The sequence below is a fragment of the Streptomyces sp. 150FB genome (genome assembly GCF_000818195.1).
Lineage (GTDB): Bacteria > Actinomycetota > Actinomycetes > Streptomycetales > Streptomycetaceae > Streptomyces.
In genome coordinates this window covers 6,673,392-6,693,670 of record NZ_JTHL01000001.1, presented here as the reverse complement: position 1 = coordinate 6,693,670, position 20,279 = coordinate 6,673,392, and the positions used below count along the sequence as shown (strand labels likewise).

The 20,279-nt window shown below is 70.7% G+C and carries 14 protein-coding genes; 3 read left to right on the top strand and 11 right to left on the bottom strand.

From position 1 onward, the window contains the following. Nucleotides 1-223: 223 nt before the first annotated feature. From QR77_RS28975 to QR77_RS28960, 4 genes are all read right to left on the bottom strand, one after another. Nucleotides 224-748 (bottom strand): ATP-binding protein, encoded by a 525-nt coding sequence (locus QR77_RS28975; protein ID WP_040024973.1) that lies wholly within the window; start codon nt 746-748, stop codon nt 224-226. Between the two features lie 213 nt (nt 749-961). Continuing rightward, complete coding sequence (locus QR77_RS28970; protein WP_040024972.1) at nt 962-1,732, bottom strand: enoyl-CoA hydratase-related protein; 771 nt, start codon at nt 1,730-1,732, stop codon at nt 962-964. Nucleotides 1,733-1,867: 135 nt separating this feature from the next. Next, nucleotides 1,868-3,145, bottom strand: a complete 1,278-nt coding sequence (locus QR77_RS28965) for an Ig-like domain-containing protein (protein ID WP_078877273.1) — start codon at nt 3,143-3,145, stop codon at nt 1,868-1,870. A gap of 325 nt (nt 3,146-3,470) precedes the next feature. Next, complete coding sequence (locus QR77_RS28960) at nt 3,471-4,640, bottom strand: Ig-like domain-containing protein (RefSeq protein WP_052489127.1); 1,170 nt, start codon at nt 4,638-4,640, stop codon at nt 3,471-3,473. Nucleotides 4,641-4,865: 225 nt separating this feature from the next. On the opposite strand from QR77_RS28960, the gene glgX reads away from it, so the two are divergent. After that, nucleotides 4,866-7,361 carry a glycogen debranching protein GlgX gene (gene glgX / locus QR77_RS28955; RefSeq protein WP_236710847.1) on the top strand — a complete coding sequence of 832 codons (2,496 nt, stop codon included), beginning with the start codon at nt 4,866-4,868 and terminating at the stop codon, nt 7,359-7,361. A 79-nt stretch (nt 7,362-7,440) separates the two neighbouring features. On the opposite strand, the gene QR77_RS46975 is transcribed toward glgX, so the two are convergent. The 5 genes from QR77_RS46975 to QR77_RS28930 form a co-directional block, all read right to left on the bottom strand. Further along, complete coding sequence (locus QR77_RS46975; protein ID WP_040024969.1) at nt 7,441-7,863, bottom strand: hypothetical protein; 423 nt, start codon at nt 7,861-7,863, stop codon at nt 7,441-7,443. Nucleotides 7,864-7,989: 126 nt separating this feature from the next. Further along, the gene (locus QR77_RS28945; RefSeq protein ID WP_040024968.1) at nt 7,990-8,664 is read right to left on the bottom strand and encodes a response regulator transcription factor; all 675 of its coding nucleotides are present in this window, start codon (nt 8,662-8,664) and stop codon (nt 7,990-7,992) included. Next, nucleotides 8,657-9,910: a sensor histidine kinase gene (locus tag QR77_RS28940; RefSeq protein ID WP_040024967.1), complete on the bottom strand. Its 1,254-nt coding sequence runs from the start codon at nt 9,908-9,910 to the stop codon at nt 8,657-8,659. Before QR77_RS28940 ends, QR77_RS28945 begins: the two co-directional genes overlap by 8 nt. 64 nt (nt 9,911-9,974) lie before the next feature. Beyond that, entirely contained in the window at nt 9,975-10,718 is a 744-nt protein-coding gene (locus tag QR77_RS28935; RefSeq protein WP_040024966.1) for an ABC transporter permease, read from the bottom strand. A gap of 1 nt (nt 10,719) precedes the next feature. Next, nucleotides 10,720-11,700, bottom strand: coding sequence for an ABC transporter ATP-binding protein (locus QR77_RS28930; RefSeq protein ID WP_052489126.1), 981 nt, complete (start codon nt 11,698-11,700; stop codon nt 10,720-10,722). Nucleotides 11,701-11,853: 153 nt separating this feature from the next. Here QR77_RS28930 and QR77_RS28925 point away from each other — a divergent pair, with 153 nt between their 5' ends. Next, nucleotides 11,854-13,644: an ABC transporter ATP-binding protein gene (locus QR77_RS28925; protein ID WP_040024965.1), complete on the top strand. Its 1,791-nt coding sequence runs from the start codon at nt 11,854-11,856 to the stop codon at nt 13,642-13,644. Continuing rightward, on the top strand, nt 13,641-15,608 hold the full coding sequence (locus QR77_RS28920) for an ABC transporter ATP-binding protein (RefSeq protein WP_078877271.1): 1,968 nt from the start codon (nt 13,641-13,643) through the stop codon (nt 15,606-15,608). The genes QR77_RS28925 and QR77_RS28920 overlap by 4 nt, the downstream gene beginning before the upstream one ends. A gap of 9 nt (nt 15,609-15,617) precedes the next feature. On the opposite strand, the gene QR77_RS46105 is transcribed toward QR77_RS28920, so the two are convergent. Together QR77_RS46105 and eccCb are read right to left on the bottom strand one after the other, a co-directional pair. Continuing rightward, nucleotides 15,618-15,782 carry a hypothetical protein gene (locus QR77_RS46105; protein WP_236710845.1) on the bottom strand — a complete coding sequence of 55 codons (165 nt, stop codon included), beginning with the start codon at nt 15,780-15,782 and terminating at the stop codon, nt 15,618-15,620. A gap of 136 nt (nt 15,783-15,918) precedes the next feature. Beyond that, the gene (gene eccCb, locus QR77_RS28910; RefSeq protein WP_040024963.1) at nt 15,919-20,259 is read right to left on the bottom strand and encodes a type VII secretion protein EccCb; all 4,341 of its coding nucleotides are present in this window, start codon (nt 20,257-20,259) and stop codon (nt 15,919-15,921) included. Nucleotides 20,260-20,279: the final 20 nt, after the last annotated feature.

Sequence of the window (20,279 nt, the reverse complement as noted above, 5' to 3'; positions counted from 1 at the left end):
CGAGGCGGCGCGGGCCGTGCCCTCGATACGGGCGGGCGCCACGCTGCCGCTGTCCGTACAGCCGGCGGCGAGGGCACTCGCGACGGCCGCGCCTGCTGCTGCGCGCAGTGCGCTGCGACGGTCTGTGGGGATCACGCACCCATTTAAGGGGCGAAGGGGATAAAAGGTGATGATTGACCGGGCCCGAATTGTCGATGCCCCATCAAGTCGACTCAGGTGGGCCTCAGGTGGGCTGGCGGTCGGCGATCCGCATCTCGAACCAGGTGGTCTTGCCGCGCGGCAGCAGATCCACGCCCCACCGGTCGGAGAGCTTGTCCACGAGGAACAGCCCCCGGCCGCTGACGTCCATCTCATGCACGGGCATCAGGCAGGGCAGCCCGCGCGAGGGGTCCCGCACCTCGACCCTGATCCAGCCGCGCCTGCGCACCATGCGCAGCCCGAAGACGCGCGCGCCGGTGTGCCGTACGGCATTCCCGACCAGTTCCGACACGAGCAGCACGGCCTGCTCGGCCGTCTGCGGGGAGAGTCCCCAGTGGCTCGTCACCACCCCGTGGGTGATCCTGCGGGCGGCGTAGGCGGACTCGGGGCGGGACGGCAGCCGCACCTCCGCCTCGGTCGGATCGCCGTGCAACTCGATGGCCTGGAGCGCTTGTTCGTCCTCGACGGCCGGTGTCCACCGCACCGCGGCCGCGTGACCGCTCTGCCGCGGCTGCTCCACACCCTCCAGGCCCGCCATGCCCACCATCATGGCCGCCCAGGGGCCTTCCGGGGGCCGTTCCGAAGGAATCCACCCCCCGGAATGAGTCATTCCGGGGGGCGTGAACGGCATATGCCTTTGGCAGTAGGCATATCGATACGGCCCGCCTGAGCTGCGACAACGTCTTCGGGTCAACTACGTGCAACCCACGCTCGGGTTATTTTTCTTAAGGCTCCCTTAAGGCTGAGCTAAGCCTTGAGGGCATCAGAGGAACGTCGCCTTGCCCGGACCGTCCTCCACGAAGGAACGCATTCCGCGCTCCCGGTCCTCGGTGGCGAACAGCCCCGCGAACCAGGTGCGTTCGATGGTGAGACCGGTCTCCAGGTCCGTCTCCAGACCCGCGTCGACGGACTCCTTGGCGGCCCGCAGCGCGAGCGCCGGGCCTTGCGCGAGCTTCGCGGCCCAGGCGTGCGCCTCCTCGTACACCTCGGCCGCCGGAACCACCCGGTCGACGAGCCCGATCGCGAGCGCCTCGGCCGCCCTGATCTGACGGCCCGTGAAGATCAGATCCTTGGCGCGGGAGGGGCCGACGAGACGGGCCAGCCGCTGGGTGCCGCCGGCGCCGGGGATCAGCCCGAGCAGGATCTCGGGCTGGCCGAGCTTGGCGTTGTCGGCGGCGATCCGGTAGTCGGCGCAGAGGGTCAGCTCGCAGCCACCGCCGAGCGCGTAGCCGGTGATCGCGGCGACGACGGGCTTGGGGATACGGGCGACAGCGGTGAACGCCTCCTGGAGCGCGCCGGAGCGTACGACCATCGCCGCGTGGTCCATCTCCCGCATCTCCTTGATGTCGGCTCCGGCGGCGAAGACCTTCTCGCCGCCGTAGAGGATCACCGCGCGTACGTCGTCGCGCTCGGTGGCCTCCCGCGCCAGCTCGCGCAGCAGGTCCTGCATGCCGATGTTCAGCGCGTTCATCGGGGGACGGTCGAGCCGGATCGTGCCGACGCCGTCGGAGACTTCAAGATTCACGGTTGCCATACGAGGCAGGTTAACGCGCGCTAACGCGCACGCGAAGGGCCCCCGCGCACGCGGTGAGCGTGTACGGGGGCCCTTGGCGATGGCCGGTAGCCGGTGGGCCGGCCGGTTGCTTCGGCCGGGCTCTTCGTCCGGCGGTTACTTCGTCCAGTCGGCCCAGGACATGTTCCAGCCGTTGAGGCCGTTGTCCGGGGAGATCGTCTTGTCGTGCGAGTTCTTCACGATGACGACGTCACCGAGGAGCGAGCTGTTGTAGAACCACGCCGCCGGCGTGCTGCTGTCGTTGGCACCGCGCGCGTCCCGCAGCCCCACACAGCCGTGGCTGGTGTTGGTCGAGCCGAACGTACCCGACGACGCCCAGTAGTTGCCGTGGATGAAGGTGCCCGAGTTGGACAGCCGCATGGCGTGCGGCACGTCGGGGATGTCGTACTCCCCGCCGAACCCGACGGTGTCCCCGTTCATCCGGGTCACCTTGTACTTCTCGCTGATGACCATCTGGCCGTTGTACGTGGTGGTCGACGGCGCGCCCGCGCTGATCGGGATCTTCTTGATCTGCTTGCCGTCGCGCACGACCTTCATGGTGTGCGCGCTCGCGTCGACCGTGGAGACCTGGCTGCGGCCGATGGTGAACGTCACCGTCTTGGCCTGCGTGCCGTAGACCCCGGGGCGGCCCTCGACGCCGTCGAGGTCGAGCTTCACCGTGACCTTCGTACCGGGCGCCCAGTACTTCTCGGGCCGGAAGTCGAGGCGGTCGTTGCCGAACCAGTGGCTCTCGACCGGCACCGGCGGGTCAGCCGTGACCTTGACGGCCTTCTCGACGGCCGCCGGGTCCGTGATGCCCCGGGTGAAGGTGAGCGAGACCGGCATGCCCACGCCGACCGTCGATTTGTCCTCGGGCGTGTAGTACCCGATGAAGGTGTTCTTCGGTACGAGGGTGGTGAAGGTGGCGTCCTTGGCCGACTCACGTCCGTCGGCGTCCTTGGCGCTCACATGCACCTTGTACTTGGTGGAGCCGGCGAGATGCTGCGACGGCTCCCAACTCACGCCGTCGGCGGCCACCTTGCCCTCGACCGGGTTGCCCTTGTCGTCCTGCACGGTGACCGTGGTCAGCTTGCCCTTGTCCACGGCGACCTTGAGCGCGCCGCTGGTGGCCACCGAGGTGGCACCGTCCTTGGGCGCGATCGTCACGACCGCCTGCGACGCCGTGTTCTCGACCGCCGTCGCGCCCTTGGCCGCGCCGCCCTTGCCTTCGTTCCCCTTGTCCGTACCGGTGTTCCCGCCACCGCCACCGCACGCGGTGACCATCAGCAGCAGCGCGCCGAGTATCAGGGCGAGCAGCCCCGACCTTCCACGTCTGCCGCGGCCGGGACCACGGCCCGTCCCGGTCCATGTCCCTGATATCGGCTGCCCGTTCACCACGGTCGTCTCCCCTCGCACGGCCTGGCCCCGCCACGGCCCGCACTCCCACGCGTCTAGCACACGCACACGGCGATAGATAATCACACCGCAGGCACAGTGAAGAGTTCGCGAATGTCACCGTTCGGTCCCAAGTGATCGAAAACAAACGCGAGTCGGACGGAAAGTCACGCCTCTGGCGCCTGGGAGTGCGGTAGCTGGACGTGTACCTGGCCGTGTCGCTGGTCGTGCACCTGGCCGTGTCGCTGGTCGTGCACCTGGCCGTGTCGCTGGTCGTGCACCTGGTCGTGTGACTGGTCGTACGGCACGGGGGCCGGGCCGGGGCTCAGAGGACGGCGGACCCCGCCCTCCACTTCTTCCACTCCATGTTCCAGCCGCCGAGTCCGTTGTCGGGAGCGACCTTTCGGTCCTTCGAGTTGACCACCTCCACGACATCCCCGACAAGCGTCCGGTCGAAGAACCACCCTGCCGGGGTGGCCCCCCGGCCGCCCTTGACATCGTGCAGCCCGATACAGCCGTGGCTGGTGTTCTCCGCGCCGAACGTGTCGTCGGACGCCCAGTAGTTGCCGTGCAGGAAGGTGCCCGAGGTGGTCAGCCGGATCGCGTGCGGCACGTCCTTGATGTCGTACTCGCCGCCGAACCCGACCGTACGGCCGTCCATGCGCGTGACGTCGTACAACTCCGTGACCACCATCTTCCCGTTGTACGTGGGGGTCCTGCGCGCCCCCGCGGTGATCGGTACGGTCGCCACGGGCGCGCCCTCGCGCCGTACCTCCATGGTGTGCTTCGCGGCGTCCACCCGGGAGACCTGGGACCGGCCGACGGTGAAGCCGACCGTCCTGCGCTGGATGCCGTACATCCCCGGCGCCCCCGGCACGTCCCGCAGCCGCAGATCGACGGTGACCCGGGTGCCCGGACGCCAGTATTCCCGTGGCCGGAAATCGAGGCGGGTACGGCCGAACCAGTGGCCGACGACCTCCACCGGCGGGTCCGAGGTGACGGCGACAGCGCGTTCCACGGCCGCCCGGTCACGGATCGGCCGGTTGAAGTCGATAGAGACGATCATGCCGGTGCCGACGGTGGAGCGGTTCTCCGGAGTGACATAGCCGATGAACCGGTGGGTGGGGACGGCCGTGGTGAAGGTGGTGTGCCTCGCCGAGCGGTGGCCGTCCTCGTCCACGGCGACGGCCTCGACCAGGTACTTCGCCGCCAGCGCGATCTCCGAGCCGCGCTCGGGACGCCAGCTCCTGCCGTTCTCCGAGATGTGCCCCGGCAGTTCGGTGGCGCGCGCGTCCTCCACCTCCATCACCCTGACCCGCTCCAGCCGGCCGTCGGGCACCTTCACCTCGATCCGGTCGGAGCGGCCGACCGCCCGCGCGCCGTCCTCGGGGACGATCCGGATCGTGTCGTCGGACGCCCCCGACTTTCCCTCGGTGAGGGCGGTCAGGCCGCCGCATCCCGTCAGCCCCGCCAGTGCCACCACCAGCCCTGCCATCAGTCCCGCCAGCGATCCCGCCCGTGTCGGGGCGCCGGCCGGGCCGGACCTCGTCCTCTTCAGTACGTGTCTCACGACCGCCCAACGACGACCCCCCACCCCGGGAAACGTGAGGGCGGGCCTTCGGAAGGGAAGAACAGGGGAAGGACCACACGGGAGGTACCACGGCCGGGACGCCGTGCGCACCTGAACCCGCGAGGCCTACGAGCCGCAGGAGGCGGACAGGTGGCGAGCGCAGCCGAGCAGGAGGCAGTGCAGGAGTCGGCGGAGGAGGCGATGGACGGGACCGCGGTGGACGGGACACACGTGGACGGGCCGGCGACGGCGGACGGCTCGGTACGGTGGACGGCCGGCGGGACGGCCGAGGCCGGCCCGGCGCTGGGGAACGGCGTCCGGAACGGCGGGAACGGCGGGAACGGCGCCGGTCCCGCCGGTCTCCTCCCCGGCACCCTCGTGGTCGGCGACGACCGGCTACGGGAGCCGGACACTCCGTACCGCTCGGTCTGGCCCGGTTCGCCGACCCCGCTGGGCGCTCGCTACCGGGTCGGCCCCGACGGGGTCGCCGGGACCAACTTCGCGCTCTGGGCGGGCGGCGCCGAGGCGGTCGAGGTCTGCCTCTTCGACGACCCGGCCGACCGGGACCACGGGGATGCCAGGGACCACGGGGACCACAGAGGCCACGCGGACGCCACAGGGAGAGACCTCGTCGAGACGCGGCTGCCGCTCACCGAGCTGACCCACGAGATCTGGCACGGCTTCGTGCCGGAGGTCGGCCCGGGACAGCGGTACGGCTTCCGCGTCCACGGCCGCTGGGACCCCTGGACGGGGGCCCGCTGGAACCCGGCGAAGCTGCTGCTCGACCCGTACGCCCGCGCGGTCGACGGCGACTTCTCGCTGCCGCCCGAGGTATACGGCCATGTGCGCGACTGGCCGCAGGAGCATGTCGCCGACACCGTACGCGACGACCGGGACTCGGCTCCGTACGTCCCCAAGGGCGTGGTCGTCCACGACGACGACCCCGACGGCGCGTGGGCCGACGACCGGCGTCCCAAGACCCCCTGGGCCGATTCGGTGATCTACGAGCTGCATGTGCGCGGCTTCACCCAGCTCCATCCGGGCATCCCCGAGGAGCTGCGCGGCACCTACGCGGGACTCGCCCACCCGGCGGCGATCGACCATCTGCGCGGGCTCGGGGTGACGGCCGTCGAGCTGCTTCCCGTACACCAGTTCGCGCACGAGGAGCATCTGCTGCGGCGCGGCCTGCGCAACTACTGGGGCTACAACTCCATCGGCTACTTCGCCCCGCACGCCGACTACGCCGCCGGCGGCACGCGCGGCCGACAGGTCGAAGAGTTCAAGGAGATGGTGCGCGCCCTGCACGAGGCGGGGATCGAGGTCATCCTCGACGTCGTCTACAACCACACGGCCGAGGCCGGGGAACGCGGCCCCACCCTCTCCTTGCGCGGGATAGACAACCGGGGCTACTACCGGCTCCAGTCGGACGCCCGCCAGTACACCGACTACACCGGGTGCGGGAACACCCTGCATGTCGTCCAGCCGCATGTGCTGCGGCTGATCACCGATTCGCTGCGCTACTGGGTCACCGAGATGGGTGTCGACGGCTTCCGCTTCGACCTCGCCGCCGCGCTCGCCCGCTCCATGCACGACGTCGACATGCTCTCGCCGTTCCTCGCCGTGATCGCCCAGGACCCGGTGCTGCGCCGCGTGAAGCTGATCGCCGAGCCGTGGGACGTGGGCAACGGCGGCTACCAGGTGGGGGCGTTCCCGCCGCTGTGGACGGAGTGGAACGACCGGTACCGCGACGCCGTACGGGACTTCTGGCGCGGCGCGACCCCCGACGTACGGGACCTCGGCTACCGGCTGTCCGGGTCGAGCGACCTGTACGCGTGGGGTGGCCGCAGGCCCTACGCCTCCGTCAACTTCATCACCGCCCATGACGGGTTCACGCTCCGCGACCTGGTGACGTACGAGCGGAAGCACAACGAGGCCAACGGGGAAGGCAATCGTGACGGTACGGACGACAACCGCGCCTGGAACTGCGGGGTGGAGGGCGAGAGCGACGACCCGGACGTCAACGCGCTGCGGCGGCGCCAGCTCCGTAACCTGCTCACCACGCTGCTGGTGTCGACGGGCGTGCCGATGCTGGTCGCCGGCGACGAGATGGGGCGCACCCAGCACGGCAGCAACAACGCCTACTGCCAGGACAACGAGGTCAGTTGGGTCGACTGGTCACTGCTCGACCAGCCGGGCCCCGGCGCCCTGCACGCCCTGACCCGGCGGTTGCTCGCGCTGCGCCACGCACATCCCGTGCTGCGCCGCCGCGCGTTCTTCTCCGGCCGCCCGCAAGCGGCTGACGGGCTGCGGGACTTGGCCTGGTTCACCGCGCACGGCGAAGAGATGACGGAGAGCGACTGGTACGCGCCGGCGTCCACGCTCGGTCTCTTCCTGTCAGGACGGGACATCCCGGGACGCGACGCACGCGGGGAGAAGATCACGGACGACAGTTTCCTGACGGTGTTTCACGCAGCCGCGCGTGCCGTGGAGTTCGAGCTGCCAGGACCGCCGTGGGCGGACACGTACGAACTCGTCGTCGACACCTCGCTGGAGGACCAGGACCGGGCGCCGGGCACGGTGTACGAGGGAGGGACCGAGGTGACCGTGCCGGGGCGGGCCGTACTGCTCTTCAGGGTCCGGGGGTAGCCGCCGGCACGGGACGGTGTGCGGGGTGCGCGGGGTGGGCGCCCCGCGCACCGGGCTTCGCATGGTTGCCGCGCTGTCCTCAGCGGCACCGCGGTACGTGCGGCTGCCATTGGGACGGCGACCCTGTCGTCACGTACCAGTCGTTGATGTACCCGCTGTCGCTGTCGAGGTCGAGCGCGAACCAGTAGTGGTCGCCGTGGCCGTCGGCGTCGCCGTCGCCCGTGGTCCAGCAGGCCAGCATCATGGTGTCGCCGTTGGAGTAGCGGTGCCCGGTCGTGCCCGAGGCGTAGGACGGCCCGTTGTGGGAGGCGAGGTAGGACCCGGACGAGATGCCGGTCACCGACGCGCACCACACCGCCTGCCCGTCGTGGTCACAGCCCCAGCCCGCGGCGGAAGCGGGCGAGGCGGCCGTGCCCACCGCGATCGCGGCCAGCGCGAGCGCGCCGGCCACCGCGGCGGCGCGACGGCGCCTCGGTCCGGTCGTACGCAGGTGGTTCTTCATCGTGGTACCCCCCAGTGTTTCCCGAAGCCGCCCGTACGGCAGGGCCGCGGTTGCCTGGATGAAGCTAACGGGCGGCCATAAATGACGGATAAATGGGCGCTTCCCCGCGCGGCGGTCGGGACACCGTCAGCCGCTGCCGCCCGGTCGGCCCAGGATGCGGCGGTCGTACGCCACCGCGACCGCCGCCGCTCGCTCCCTGACGCCCAACTTGGCGTAGAGGTGCGTGAGATGGGTCTTCACCGTCGCCTCGCTGATGAACAGCTCCTTGGCGATCTCGCGGTTGGACGTGCCCTTGGCGACCAGTTCGAGGACCTCGCGCTCGCGCCCTGACAGCGGTTCGCCGCCGGTCCCCGCCGGGGTCCTGACCCGCGAGACCAGGCGGGAGGCGACAGCGGGCGAGAGGACCGTACGGCCGTCCGCCGCCGCCCGTACCGCCGTGAAGAGTTCGTCGCGCGGCGCGTCCTTCAGCAGATAGCCGGTGGCGCCCGCCTCGATCGCGGGCAGTGTGTCGGAGTCCGTGTCGTACGTGGTGAGGACCAGGACCTTGGAACGGGCGCCGCGGCCGGTCAGTTCGGTGATCGCCTCGACGCCGCCACCGCCCGGCATCCGCAGATCCATCAGGACGACATCGGGGTCGAGCCGGAGGGCGAGTTCGACGCCGTCGACCCCGTTCGCCGCCTCGCCGAGCACCTCGAAGCCGGGGGCCGACTCGAACATGCCGCGCAGGCCGTCCCGTACGACAGGATGGTCGTCGACGACGATCAGCGTGATGATCGGGATGGTGCGGTCAGCTTCAGCCATGGCGCACCAAAGGTACGCGAGCCGAGACCGCCGTGCCCTGCCCTTCCTCCGACTCGACGGTGACGGCACCGGCGATACGCGCGGCGCGCGCCCGCATCCCGTCGAGTCCGAAGCCGCCGGTCCCGGAGCGTGACGGCAGCCGGAGCGGGTCGAAGCCCCGGCCGTCGTCCCGTACGTCGAGGGACACCTCGTCGCCCATGTAGGAGAGGGTCACGCCGACGCGTTCCGGCGAGGCGTGCTTGGCGACGTTGGCGAGGGCCTCCTGCGCTATCCGCAGCAGGGTGGCCGCCACCTCGTCGTGGAGCTGCTCCTGCGTTCCCGTGACGGTGAACTGCGCCCTCACACCGGAGCGTTCGGACCACCCGGCGACCGTCTTGCGCAGCGCGGCGGGCAGCGCGTCGTTGTCCAGCTCGGCCGGGCTGAGGTTCTGGACCGACCTGCGCGCCTCGCCGAGACTGTGCCTGGCGAGCGTCGAGGCGCGGTCGAGGTGCTGGCGCGCGAGGTCGCTGTCGGAGGTGCCTGCGACCACCTGGAGCTGGGCGATGATGCCGGCGAGCCCCTGCGCGATGGTGTCGTGGATCTCGGCGGCGAGCCGCCGCCGCTCGTCGGCCACCCCGGCTTCCCTCGCCTGGACGAGGAGTTGGCTGTGGAGTCCCGCGTTCTCCTCCAGGGCCTGTTCGAGACGGGCGTTGGTGCTCTCCAGCTCCTTGATGGTGGCCGCGCGTTCCCGTACCCGCTCCTCCTCCTTCACCCCGAGGTGGCTGAAGAGGAGGACGAGGGAGACATGGATGGCGAGGATCCCGCCGAACAGCGTCCAGCCCAGCGCGCCCCGCGGCGGCAGGCCACCGGCCTGCGACCCGGCCACGGTCACCGCCGAGCAGACCACCCCGAGCCTGGCGGCGCGTTTCGGCAGGTAGGAGGCGCTGTCGAAATAGCCCAGGGTCGCGTAGACCGCGTACAGCGGGTTCAGCCAGGTGAGGGCGAAGGCCAGGGCGGTCCGTATCCAGAAGTAGACCTGCCCCGGCACCCCGTACTTGGTCTGGTGGGGCCTGGTCCTGCCCCACCAGACCTGGAGGAACAGCGCCGCCAGAGTGAGCACCCCGCTGGCGTAGATCTCGTCACGGGTCAGCGAGAAGGCGGGGGCGACGGCGACGGAGATCGCCGCGCTGAAGACGAGCAGGGCGTACGCGCCCCAGCGGTGGAGCCGCTCCCAGTGCTCTTCGAGTGAGAAGGGTCTGCCGGGCATGTTCTCGCTCTCCCCTCCGCGCCTGCTTCCGCGCCTGATTCCGTGCCGGGCCCGTCCGTCCTGCCTACTCCCAGCGGAACCAGCGCACCGCCCCCGCGGTCAGCACGACCGTCCAGAGCGCCATGATGCCCAGATGTGCCCAGCCCGGCCAACCGCCCTGTGCCGCGTCGTCGAGCGCGCCTGACGCGGCGCCGAAGGGCGTGTACGTCACGATCGTACGGAGCAGATCCGGCATCGTCTGGACCGGCAGCCACACCCCGGCGGCGAACATCGAGGGGAAGAAGACGACCGAGCCGATCGCCTGGCCCGCCTTCTGGGTACGGGAGACCGCGCTGATCAGGCCACCGAGCGCCAGCGAGCACGCCGTCACGAGCACGAGCGCGACCAGGTATCCGGCGAGCTGCGCGGGCAGGGCCACGCCGAAAGCGAGCCGGCCGACCGCCACGGCCAGTACTGCCGAGCAGAAGGCGCCGCCGCCGAGCAGGACGAGCTGGGCCCCGAGCAGCGAGTGCGGGCGTACGGGAGTGGTGGACATCCGGCGCAGGATGCCGCGCTCGCGGTAGCCGGTGAGAATCGGCGGCACGGCCTGGAGTCCGGCCATGATCACGGCCAGCAGCGCGGAGACGGGGACGTAGAGGTCGATGACCCGGCGCCCTCCGAGCGACGGGTCGGCCTCCCGGAAGCCGGGGATCGACCCGAGGATCACCAGCAGGGCGGTCGGGAAGACGACGATCCAGAAGAGGATGGCCGGTTCCCTGGTGAGGAGCCGGGCCTCGGTCCTGAGGACGGCGGCGGACGCGGAGGCCATGTCAGACCCTCTCCTGTGCGGTTTTCTTGGCTTCCTGTGTCATGGCCTCAGCTCCCCGCGTCCGTTCCTCGGCTTCTTGTTCCGCTGAGGTCTCGGTGAGGTCGAGGAACGCGTCGTCGAGCGTGGCCTCGGTCACCCGGAGCTGGCGCGCGGTGATGTGCTGGCGTGCGAGCAGCGAGATGAGGGCGTTGACGGTCTCGTCCGTACCGTTGATCACGATGCGGCCGTTCCTGGTGTCGACGGCCGTCGCCTGGGGAAGCTCGCCGAGTTCGTGGTCGTCGAGCGGCTGGGAGGGCGTGAACGAGATGACCGTCGAGGCGGTCGACCTCGCGATCAGGCCGGACGGCGTGTCGAGCGCCGCGACCTTGCCCTTGTCGATCACCGCGATCCGGTCGCAGAGCCGCCGGGCCTCCTCCATGAAGTGCGTGACGAGCAGCACCGTCACTCCGGAGTCCCTGATCTCCTCGATCAGCTTCCAGGTGTCCCTGCGGGCGCGCGGGTCGAGCCCGGTGGTGAGTTCGTCGAGTACGACGACGCGCGGGTCACCTATCAGGGCGAGCCCGATGAACAGCCGCTGTTTCTGGCCGCCCGACAGCTTCGCGAAACGGTCCTTCAGCTTGTCCGTGAGCCCCAGCCGCTCGGCGAGCGGCCGCCAGTCGACCGGCTTCGGGTAGAAGGCGGAGTACAGCTCCAGCGCCTCCTGGACGGAGATCTTGGGCTGGAGTTCGCCCTCCTGGAGCTGTACGCCGAGCAGCCCCGTCACCTGTGTGTGGTCGGCGACCGGGTCGAACCCGGCCACCCGTACCGTGCCGGCGTCGGGGACCCTGAGTCCCTCCACGCACTCCACGGTGGTCGTCTTTCCCGCGCCGTTGGGGCCGAGGATCCCGAAGATCTCGCCCTCTTCGACGCTGAATGTCACCCCGTTCACGGCGGTTTTCCCCCCGTAGGCCTTGTGCAGGCCGTTCACTTCGATAATCGCCATACCCCGAGGGTCCCTTCGGCCCTGCCACCGCACCATCGGCCATCCCGCTCGACCTCGCATCAACCGATCGGCTGATGGGGGGCGGCCCCCACCGACTCGTCGGCGGGAAAATGACGTGAGGGTTGTCAGTGCCTGACCGTAGGCTCGGTCCTGATGCCCCAGACACATGCACCCACCCAGGACCGGTCCGCCGCGAGGACGCTGCTGCGCCTGTGGCCGTACGTACGCCCGGTGCGTACGCGGCTGTTCAGCGCGGCTCTCGTCGCGGTCGTGGCGTCCTGTCTCGGCCTGGTGTTCCCGCTGGTCCTGAAGTGGATGGTGGACGGTCCGATCACCGACAGGGACACCGGCGGGATCTGGCTCGGGGCGCTGTGGCTGCTGCTGCTCGGGCTCGTCGAGGCGGCGCTGTTCGGCTTCCGGCGCTGGCTGGTGGCGAGGCCGCTGGCCGGGGTCGAGGCGGCGATGCGGGCGGATCTCTACCGCCATGTGCAACGGCTTCCGGTCGCTTTCCACGACCGCTGGCCGTCCGGCCAGCTCCTGTCGCGCGGGACGACGGACCTGATGCTGCTGCGGATGTTCCTGGCCTTCCCGCTGACCTTCCTGCTCGTCAACGGCTCGACGATCCTGGTCGGTTTTGTCATCCTGCTGAGCCAGCAGTGGTCGCTGGGGCTGGTGCTGCTCGCTCCGGTGGTGCCGCTCGTCATCCTCTGCTCCGTCTTCGAGACGAAGTACTCACTGGTCGCGCGGCGCGCGCAGGACCAGGTCGGCGATCTGACGACGGTGGTCGAGGAGGCGGTGCTCGGCATCCGGATCATCAAGGGCTTCGGGCGCCACCGCAGCCAGGCCCAGGCCTTCCGCGAACTCACGAAGAAGCTGCGCACCACCGAGCTGGACAAGGCCGGGCTGCTCGCCGGGATCTGGGCGCTGATCACCACCATCCCCGAGCTGGCGATCGGCGCCGCACTGGTGCTCGGCACGATCCAGGTCGCCGACGGCGGGCTGTCGGCGGGCACCCTGGTGGCCTTCCTGTCGACGGCGCTGGCGCTGCGCTGGCCCGTGGAGTCGATCGGGTTCCTGCTCGCGATGAGCCAGGAGTCGGCGACGGCGACCGCGCGGTTCTTCGAGGTGATGGACGTACCGGAGGAGGCGGAGCCCGAGGGCGGCGGCGCCGCGTCCGGGCCCGACGCGCCCTCCGGCGAGGGCGGGCTGCGCTTCGAGGGGGTCTCCTTCCGGTATCCGGATGCCGACGACGACGCCGCCCCCGTGCTGACGGGGGTCGATCTGCACATCAGACCCGGCGAGACCATGGCGGTGGTCGGGACCACCGGTTCCGGCAAGACGACGCTCACCGCGCTCGTCCCCCGGCTCTACGACGCGACCGACGGCCGGATCACTCTCGACGGCGAGGACATCGCGCTGATGCCGCGTGAGCGGCTGCGCGAGCTGGTGTCGGTGGCGTTCGAGGAGCCGACGCTGTTCTCGGCGAGCGTCGGGGAGAACGTCCTCATGGGCGCCGAGGACGCCGACGAGGACGCGCTGCTGCGGGCCCTCGACACCGCGCAGGCCGGCTTTGTCTCGGACCTGCCCGAGGGGGTGCGGACCGAGGTCGGCGAGCAGGGGCTGAACCTCTCCGGCGGCCAGCGGCAGCGGCTCGCGCTGGCCAGGGCGGTGGTCGGAAAGCCGCGCTTCCTGGTGCTCGACGACCCGCTGTCCGCGCTGGACGTGCATACGGAGGCGCTGGTGGAAGCGGCGCTGCGGCGCGTACTCGAAGAGACGACGGCGCTGGTGGTGGCGCACCGGCCGTCGACGGTGATGCTCGCGGACCGCGTCGCGCTGCTTTCGCGGGGCCGGATCACCGCCGTGGGCACCCATCAGGAACTGCTGCGCAGCAGCGAGGAGTACGCCTGGCTGATGGCCGGTGCAGCCGAGGAGGGCGCACGATGACCACGTCGACCAGCAGCGACACCAGGAGGCCCGACGACGAACCGGGCGGTGAAGCGGGCGGTGAAGCAGGCGTCCTGGTCGGTGTCGACGGGGCGGCGCCGCCCGAGCCGGGGCGGCTGCGGAAGCGGGACTCCAGGCGCGCCGCGCGCGAGGAGCGCGAGGCCGCGCCGTCCGGGGACCCGTTCGACCAGGACGAGTTGCCGGCGCCGCCCGGGGCCACCGGCGCCCTGCTGCGGTCCCTGCTGCGCGAGAGACGCGGCAGAGTGGTCATCGCCGTCGTGTTCCTGCTGCTCCAGCAGGCCGCAGCGCAGGCGGGCCCGCTGATCGTGGCGTACGCCATCGACAGCGGCGTTCCGGCGTTCCGGCACGGCGACAACGGACCGCTGCTGGCCGTCGCGGCCGGTTATCTGATCTGCTCGCTGGGCTCGGGCGGACTCCAGTACGCCTTCACCAAGGCGGCTGCCCTCGTCAACCAGGACGTGCTGCTCGACCTGCGGGGCAGAATCTTCCGCCACGCCCAGGCGCTGAGCGTGGACTTCCACGAGCGGTACACCTCGGGCCGGTTGATCTCCCGGTCGACCACCGATGTCGAGTCGCTGCGGGAACTGCTCGGCGAGGGGCTCCAGGAACTCATCGAGGTGGTGCTCGCCTTCGTGTACATCGCTGGGACGCTGCTCTTCCTCGACCTGCGGATAGGAGCGGTCGCCGTGCTCTCGTTCGCGCCGCTGTATCTGCTCGTACGGCTCTACCAGCGGCGCGCGGGCCGTATCTTCAGCCGCAGGTCCACCGCGATCGCGGCCGTCATCGTGAAGTTCGCCGAGACGCTCAACGGCATCAGGCCGGTGCAGGCGTTCCGGCGTGAGCGGGCCAACGACGCGGCCTTCGAGGTGCTCAACGACCGCGCGCAGCGCAACAACGGCGACGCGCTGATCGAGATGGCCCGCTATGTGGTCGGCTCGCGGACCATCGCCAACACGGCGGTGGCGGGGATCGTGCTGTGGGGCGCCTACCGCGTCTCCGACGGCACCCTCGCGCTCGGTGTGCTGGCCGCCGCCGTGCTGTATCTGCGGCGGCTGTACGACCCGATCGACCGGCTCGGGATGTTCCTCAACTCGTACCAGTCGGCCGCCGCCTCGCTGGAGAAGATCGCCGGCCTGCTCGCCCAGATCCCGACGGTGCCGGAGCCGGCGCAGCCGCGTCCGCTGCCGCCCCTCGACGGTGAACTCCCGGGCAGAGCAGTCGTCTTCGACGGCGTCACCTTCGGCTACCGCACCGGCGGCGAGGTCCTCCCCCGCTTCGACCTGACGATCCCGGCCGGGCAGACGGTCGCCGTGGTCGGCTCCACGGGCGCCGGGAAGTCGACGCTGGCCAAGCTGCTGGCCCGCTTCTACGACCCCACCCACGGCCGGGTCCTGCTCGACGGCGTCGATCTGCGCGACCTGGACACACCCGAGCTGCGGCGCGGCGTGGTGATGGTGACGCAGGAAGCTTTCCTCTTCTCCGGGACGGTCGCCGAGAACATCGCCATCGGGCGTTCCGACGCCACCCGTGCGGACATCGAGGGCGCGGCGAAGGCGATCGGCGCGCACGACTTCATCGAGGCGCTCCCCGACGGCTACGACACGGACGTACGCAAGCGGGGCGGCCGGATCTCGGCGGGCCAGCGCCAACTGGTCGCCTTCGCCCGCGCCCTGCTGGCGAACCCGGCGGTCCTGATCCTGGACGAGGCGACCAGTTCGCTGGACATCCCGGGCGAACGCGCGGTGCAGCAGGCGATGGACACGGTGCTGCACGGCCGTACGGCCGTGGTCATCGCCCACCGGCTGTCCACCGTGGAGATCGCCGACAGGGTGCTGGTGATGGAGTCGGGCAGCGTCGTGGAGGACGGCACCCCGTCGGACCTGATCGCGGGCGCGGGCCGCTTCGCGGGCCTGCACCAGGCGTGGCGCGACAGCCTGGTGTGAGGGCTGCCGCTAGTGACCTGAGTCGGACATGGTGGTGCCGGTCGGCGGAGCCTGCTGATAGAGCGCCACCAACACACCGTGCACGGGCTGCTCCTCCGCGTCTCCCTCGGCGTCGTCGACCAGTCTGGTGAGCGCCTCGCCGAGTTCTCTTGCCTTCGCGGAACTGAGACGCAACCCCGTCTCCGGCGCGAACTGGGAGGGCACCGGTGTGCGGCCGGACGTCCCTTGCGCTGCCGCTGAGTCCCTCGACCGGGGGCACGCGCCGGCCGTCGCCCGACTGGCAGGCTGAGCCGGTCCACGTCGGCGTGGCTCAGTCGGCGCCGGCGGGCTGGTACGCCAACTGGACCTGCCGCGGCGGGTTGCGCCTGCCGGTGAACATGGCACGGCCGGGTGACTGGTGGAACGGCACCACCGAGCCGAAGAGCGAGCCCTCCGACTTGTCGCCCGAGAGCATGAGCCCGTGCGCGCCCAGCTCCACCAGGCGCTGCATGACCGGTTCGTACATCGAGCGCCCCGCCCCCGCCGAATTGCGGCACAGCACGACGCGCAGGCCGACGTCCCGCGCGAACGGCAGGTAGTCCAGGAGAGGGTGGAGCGGGTTGCCCGAGGCGGTCGCGACAAGGTCGTAGTCGTCCACGAGCAGGAAGATGTCGGGCCCCGAGTACCAGCTCCGGTCCCGCAGTTGTTCCGGGGTGATGTCCGAGGTGGGCATCCGGCTTGCCAGGAGGTGGGCGATACTCCTGATGTTGGCCTGAAGTTCCACTCCGTTGACGACGTACTGCACCATGCGTTCCATGGGCAGATCACCCAGCAGCGACCGCCGGTAGTCGACGACCAACATCTCTGCTTCCTGCGGCGTGTACCGCTCGCTGATCCTGTGGGCGAGCAGCCGCAGCAGTGAGGTCTTCCCGGACTCGCCCTCCCCGATGACGACCAGGTGCGGGTCGGTTTCGAAGGCGACGCCGAAAGGGAGCAGGGTCGTCTCGTCCAGGCCCAGGGCGATCGCGGTCCCGGAGCGGCCGGCGGTCAGGGGGAGCGCGTCCGCCGGCAGCAGGGTGGGCAGGACACGTACGGGTGGGGCGCTCGGCCCGGTCCAGAACGACCGGACGGTGTCGGCCAGGTGCTCCGTGGCCTCCCCCAGTCCGGCGGCGGCGCCGGGAGCGTCATGGAGGCAGGGCACGGCGGCCAGGAAGTGGAATTTGTCGGAGGTCAGGCCGCGGCCGGGTGCGCCGACCGGGACGTCCTGCGCCGCCTTCCGGGCGATCTCCGAGTCCATGGGGTCGCCGAGGCGCAGCTCGACTCTGGTGCCGAAGTGCTCACGCAGCGACGGGCGGACGTCCGTGTAACGGGTGATCGTGAGCAGCAGGTGGATGCCGTACGAGAGGCCGCGGGTCCCGAGGTCGGTGACGGTGTCCTGCAAGTGCTCGTAGTCCTGCTTGAAGGCCGACCAGCCGTCGATGACCAGGAAGACGTCGCCCCACGGCTGGTCCGGCCACGTTCCGGCCGCGCGCCCCTGGCGGTAGGTGGCCATGGAGTCGATCCCGTGGATACGGAAGAACTCCTCGCGGGCCGCGAGCACGCCGGCGACCTCGGCGACCGTACGCCGTACGTGCTCCGGGTCCAGCCGTGAGGCCACCCCGCCCAGGTGCGGCAGATGCTGGAGCTGCTGCATGCCGCCGCCGAAGTCCAGGCAGTAGAACTGGACTTCGGCGGGAGTGTGGGTGAGTGCGAGCGCGCAGAGGACGGTGCGCAGCAGCGTCGACTTCCCCGTCCGGGGTGCGCCGACGACCAGGGCGTGCCCGGCCTCCGCCGAGAAGTCGAGGTACAGCGGTTCGCGGCGCTGCTGGTCGGGACGGTCGACGAGTCCGGCCGGGATCCGGAGTGCGCCGAGGCCCTCGTAGGCCGGAGGGTGCAGCCCGCGCTCCGGCGTGTGCGTCAGTTCCGGCAGCAACTGGTCGAGGGTGGCGGAGTCGGCCAGGGGAGGCAGCCAGATCTGGTGTGCGGGCGGTCCCTGGCCCGCGATGCGGCGGACCAGCGCGTCCAGCACGGTGTCCGTGAAGGGCCCCTCAAAGGCGGCGTCGTCCGCGTCGTCCGCCGTGGACGGAGCCCCTTCCGGCGTATGGACGGCCGAGACGTACGCGGCTCGGAAGCGGGTCATCTCGTCGGTACCGGCCTTGAGATAGGCGGAACCCGGCTCGGGAGGCAGGTGGTAGGCGTCCGGGACTCCGATCGCCGCCCGGGACTCGGCGGCGGAGAAGGTCCGCAGACCGATCCGGTACGAGAGGTAGGTGCCCAGGCCGCGCAGCCTGCCCTCCTCCAGGCGCTGGGAGGCCAGCAGCAGGTGCACGCCGAGCGAGCGCCCCGTACGGCCGATCCGGATGAGGACTTCGATGAAGTCGGGCCGGGCGGTGAGGAGTTCGGGGAACTCGTCGATCACGACGAGAAGCGAGGGGAGGGGCGGCAGCGGGGCGCCCGACGTGCGTGCTCTCTCGTACTGGGAGACATTGGAGAAGTTGCCCGCGCTGCGGAGCAGTTCCTGACGGCGCAACAGTTCACTGCTGAAGGCATCGCCCATGCGGTCCACGAGGGGCAGTCCGTCGGCGACGTCGGTGATGACGGCCGAAACGTGCGGCAGCGCCGCGAGGCCGGCGAACGTGACACCGCCCTTGAAGTCGGCCAGCACGAAGTTCAGGGTCTCCGGCGAGTGCGTGACGGCGAGGCCGAGGATCAGCGTGCGCAGCAGTTCCCGCTTTCCGGAGCCGGCGGCGCCGACGCACAGGCCGTGCGGCCCCATCCCGCCGAGCGCTGCCTCGTTGAGGTCGAGGATGACGGGCCGGCCGTCCTCGCCGCTCCCGATCGGTACCCGCAGCCGCTCCGGCGGCGGGCGCAGCGACCAGTGGCGGGGCGCGTCGAACCGCTCGATGTCGCCGATGCCGAGCAGGTCCGTGAACGGGATGTCGGTACGGTGTCGCACCGGCGCCTCCGGCTGCACGCCGAGCCAGCGTTCGCGCATCCGCCGGGCCGTCCCGACCAGGGCCTGCCTGGCCTCGGTGGAGCTGGTGGCCTCTTCCAGATGGGGCACGGCCACCCGGAAACGCCGTCCGCGCGACAGGCCCCACCCGATCCCGAGGCTCGCGGACAGAGTCGTGTCGGTCTGCGACTCCGACGGGTCGTCCAGGGGCAGTTCGACCCGGGTTCCGAGCAGCCCGAGCAGGCTCGCTCCGAAGTCGCTCCACCGCCGGGCGGAGACGAGGAGGTGGACTCCGTAGTTCAGTCCGGTGTTGGCGAGGCGGTGGACCTCCTGGGCGAACTCGGGCATCTCCCAGTCGAAGTCGAGCCAGCCGTCGATCACCAGGAATACGTCGCTGCCGCTGTCGCGCGGCAGCCGTCCCGCCGCCCGCAGTTCGCGGAACTCCTCGACGGAGTCGATGTCCAGGTCCCTGAACAGCGCGCGCCGGGCGGCGACGGCGTCCTTCAACGCCGTGAGGACCTCGGCGACCGCCTCGTGCTCGTGCGCTGCGGCGACCTTCTTCACGTGCGGCATCGACCGCAGCACACCGAGCCGGTTGACGGCTCCTTCCAGGAGGTAGAACTCCGCCTCGTGCGGGGTGTGGGTCAGCGCCAGCGACATGGCGAGGACACGCAGCAGCGTCGTCTTGCCGCTGCCCAGCCTGCCGACGACCGCGACGTTCCCGCTCCGGTTGGAGAGGTCCAGGCACATGAACTCACCGCCGGAGGCAGCGGCCGTACGGCCGATCGGCACCATGAGCCGGGAGGCGCCCTCCCAGGAGTCGCAGATGAACCCCCGGTCCGGGGTGTCGACCGGCGGCGGGAGCAGCGTCCCCAGCACCAGTTCGTCCGTCCGCGGCCCCTGGGAGAGCAGGCCGGTGGACGGGTCGGTGCGCACCGCGTACGCGAGGGGGACATGTCCTTCGCACTGGCCCGACTTGGTGGGCGTCTGTTCAGGGCCGCTCTGGTTGACCACGGCGTCGTGCACGTACGTGTACAGCTCGTCGGGTGTGATGACACCGTCGCGGTCGAGGTCGGCCAGTCCGGTGCTGAGCCCCTCGTTGACCGCGGCGGTGAAGCGTGCCACGGGCCGGGCGTTGTCCAGCGTGAGCAGGTCTCCCTCGTAGGCGTACTCCAGCGCGGTGGACGCGGTGATCACGAAGGTGCCGCGCCCGACGAGTGCCGCCTCCACGTCGACCGGCGCGGGAGACATCGGGGTGGCCCGGTGGAAGAGCCCGCTGTAGCAGCAGTCGAGCAGCACGATCTTGGTACGGGCCTCGCACTCCTCCAGGAGCTGGTGGATGAGGTCCGCGCGGACGGCGGTGGTGTGCGGGCGGCCGAGGTCGGTGCCGACGGTGGCGAAGAACAACCGGTCGGTGTCGTTCCTGATGCCGTGACAGGCGAGGTAGAGCAGGATCAGGTCGTCGGGCGCGCGATTGCTGAGCAGCGCCTCGATCTCGCGCTCGATCTCGTCCTTGGGACGGTTGGTGAGCGTACGGACGAAGTCGAAGCGGCCCACCGCCTCGTCCTTCAGGAGGGCTCCCAGGTCGCCGGCGCCGCGCGTGGGCGACCGGAGCTGGTTGAGGCCGGGGTCGACGTATCCGTCAGTCGCGACCAGCAGCGCGATCCGGCGTCCCGCCATCGCTGCCTCCCGGCTCCGCG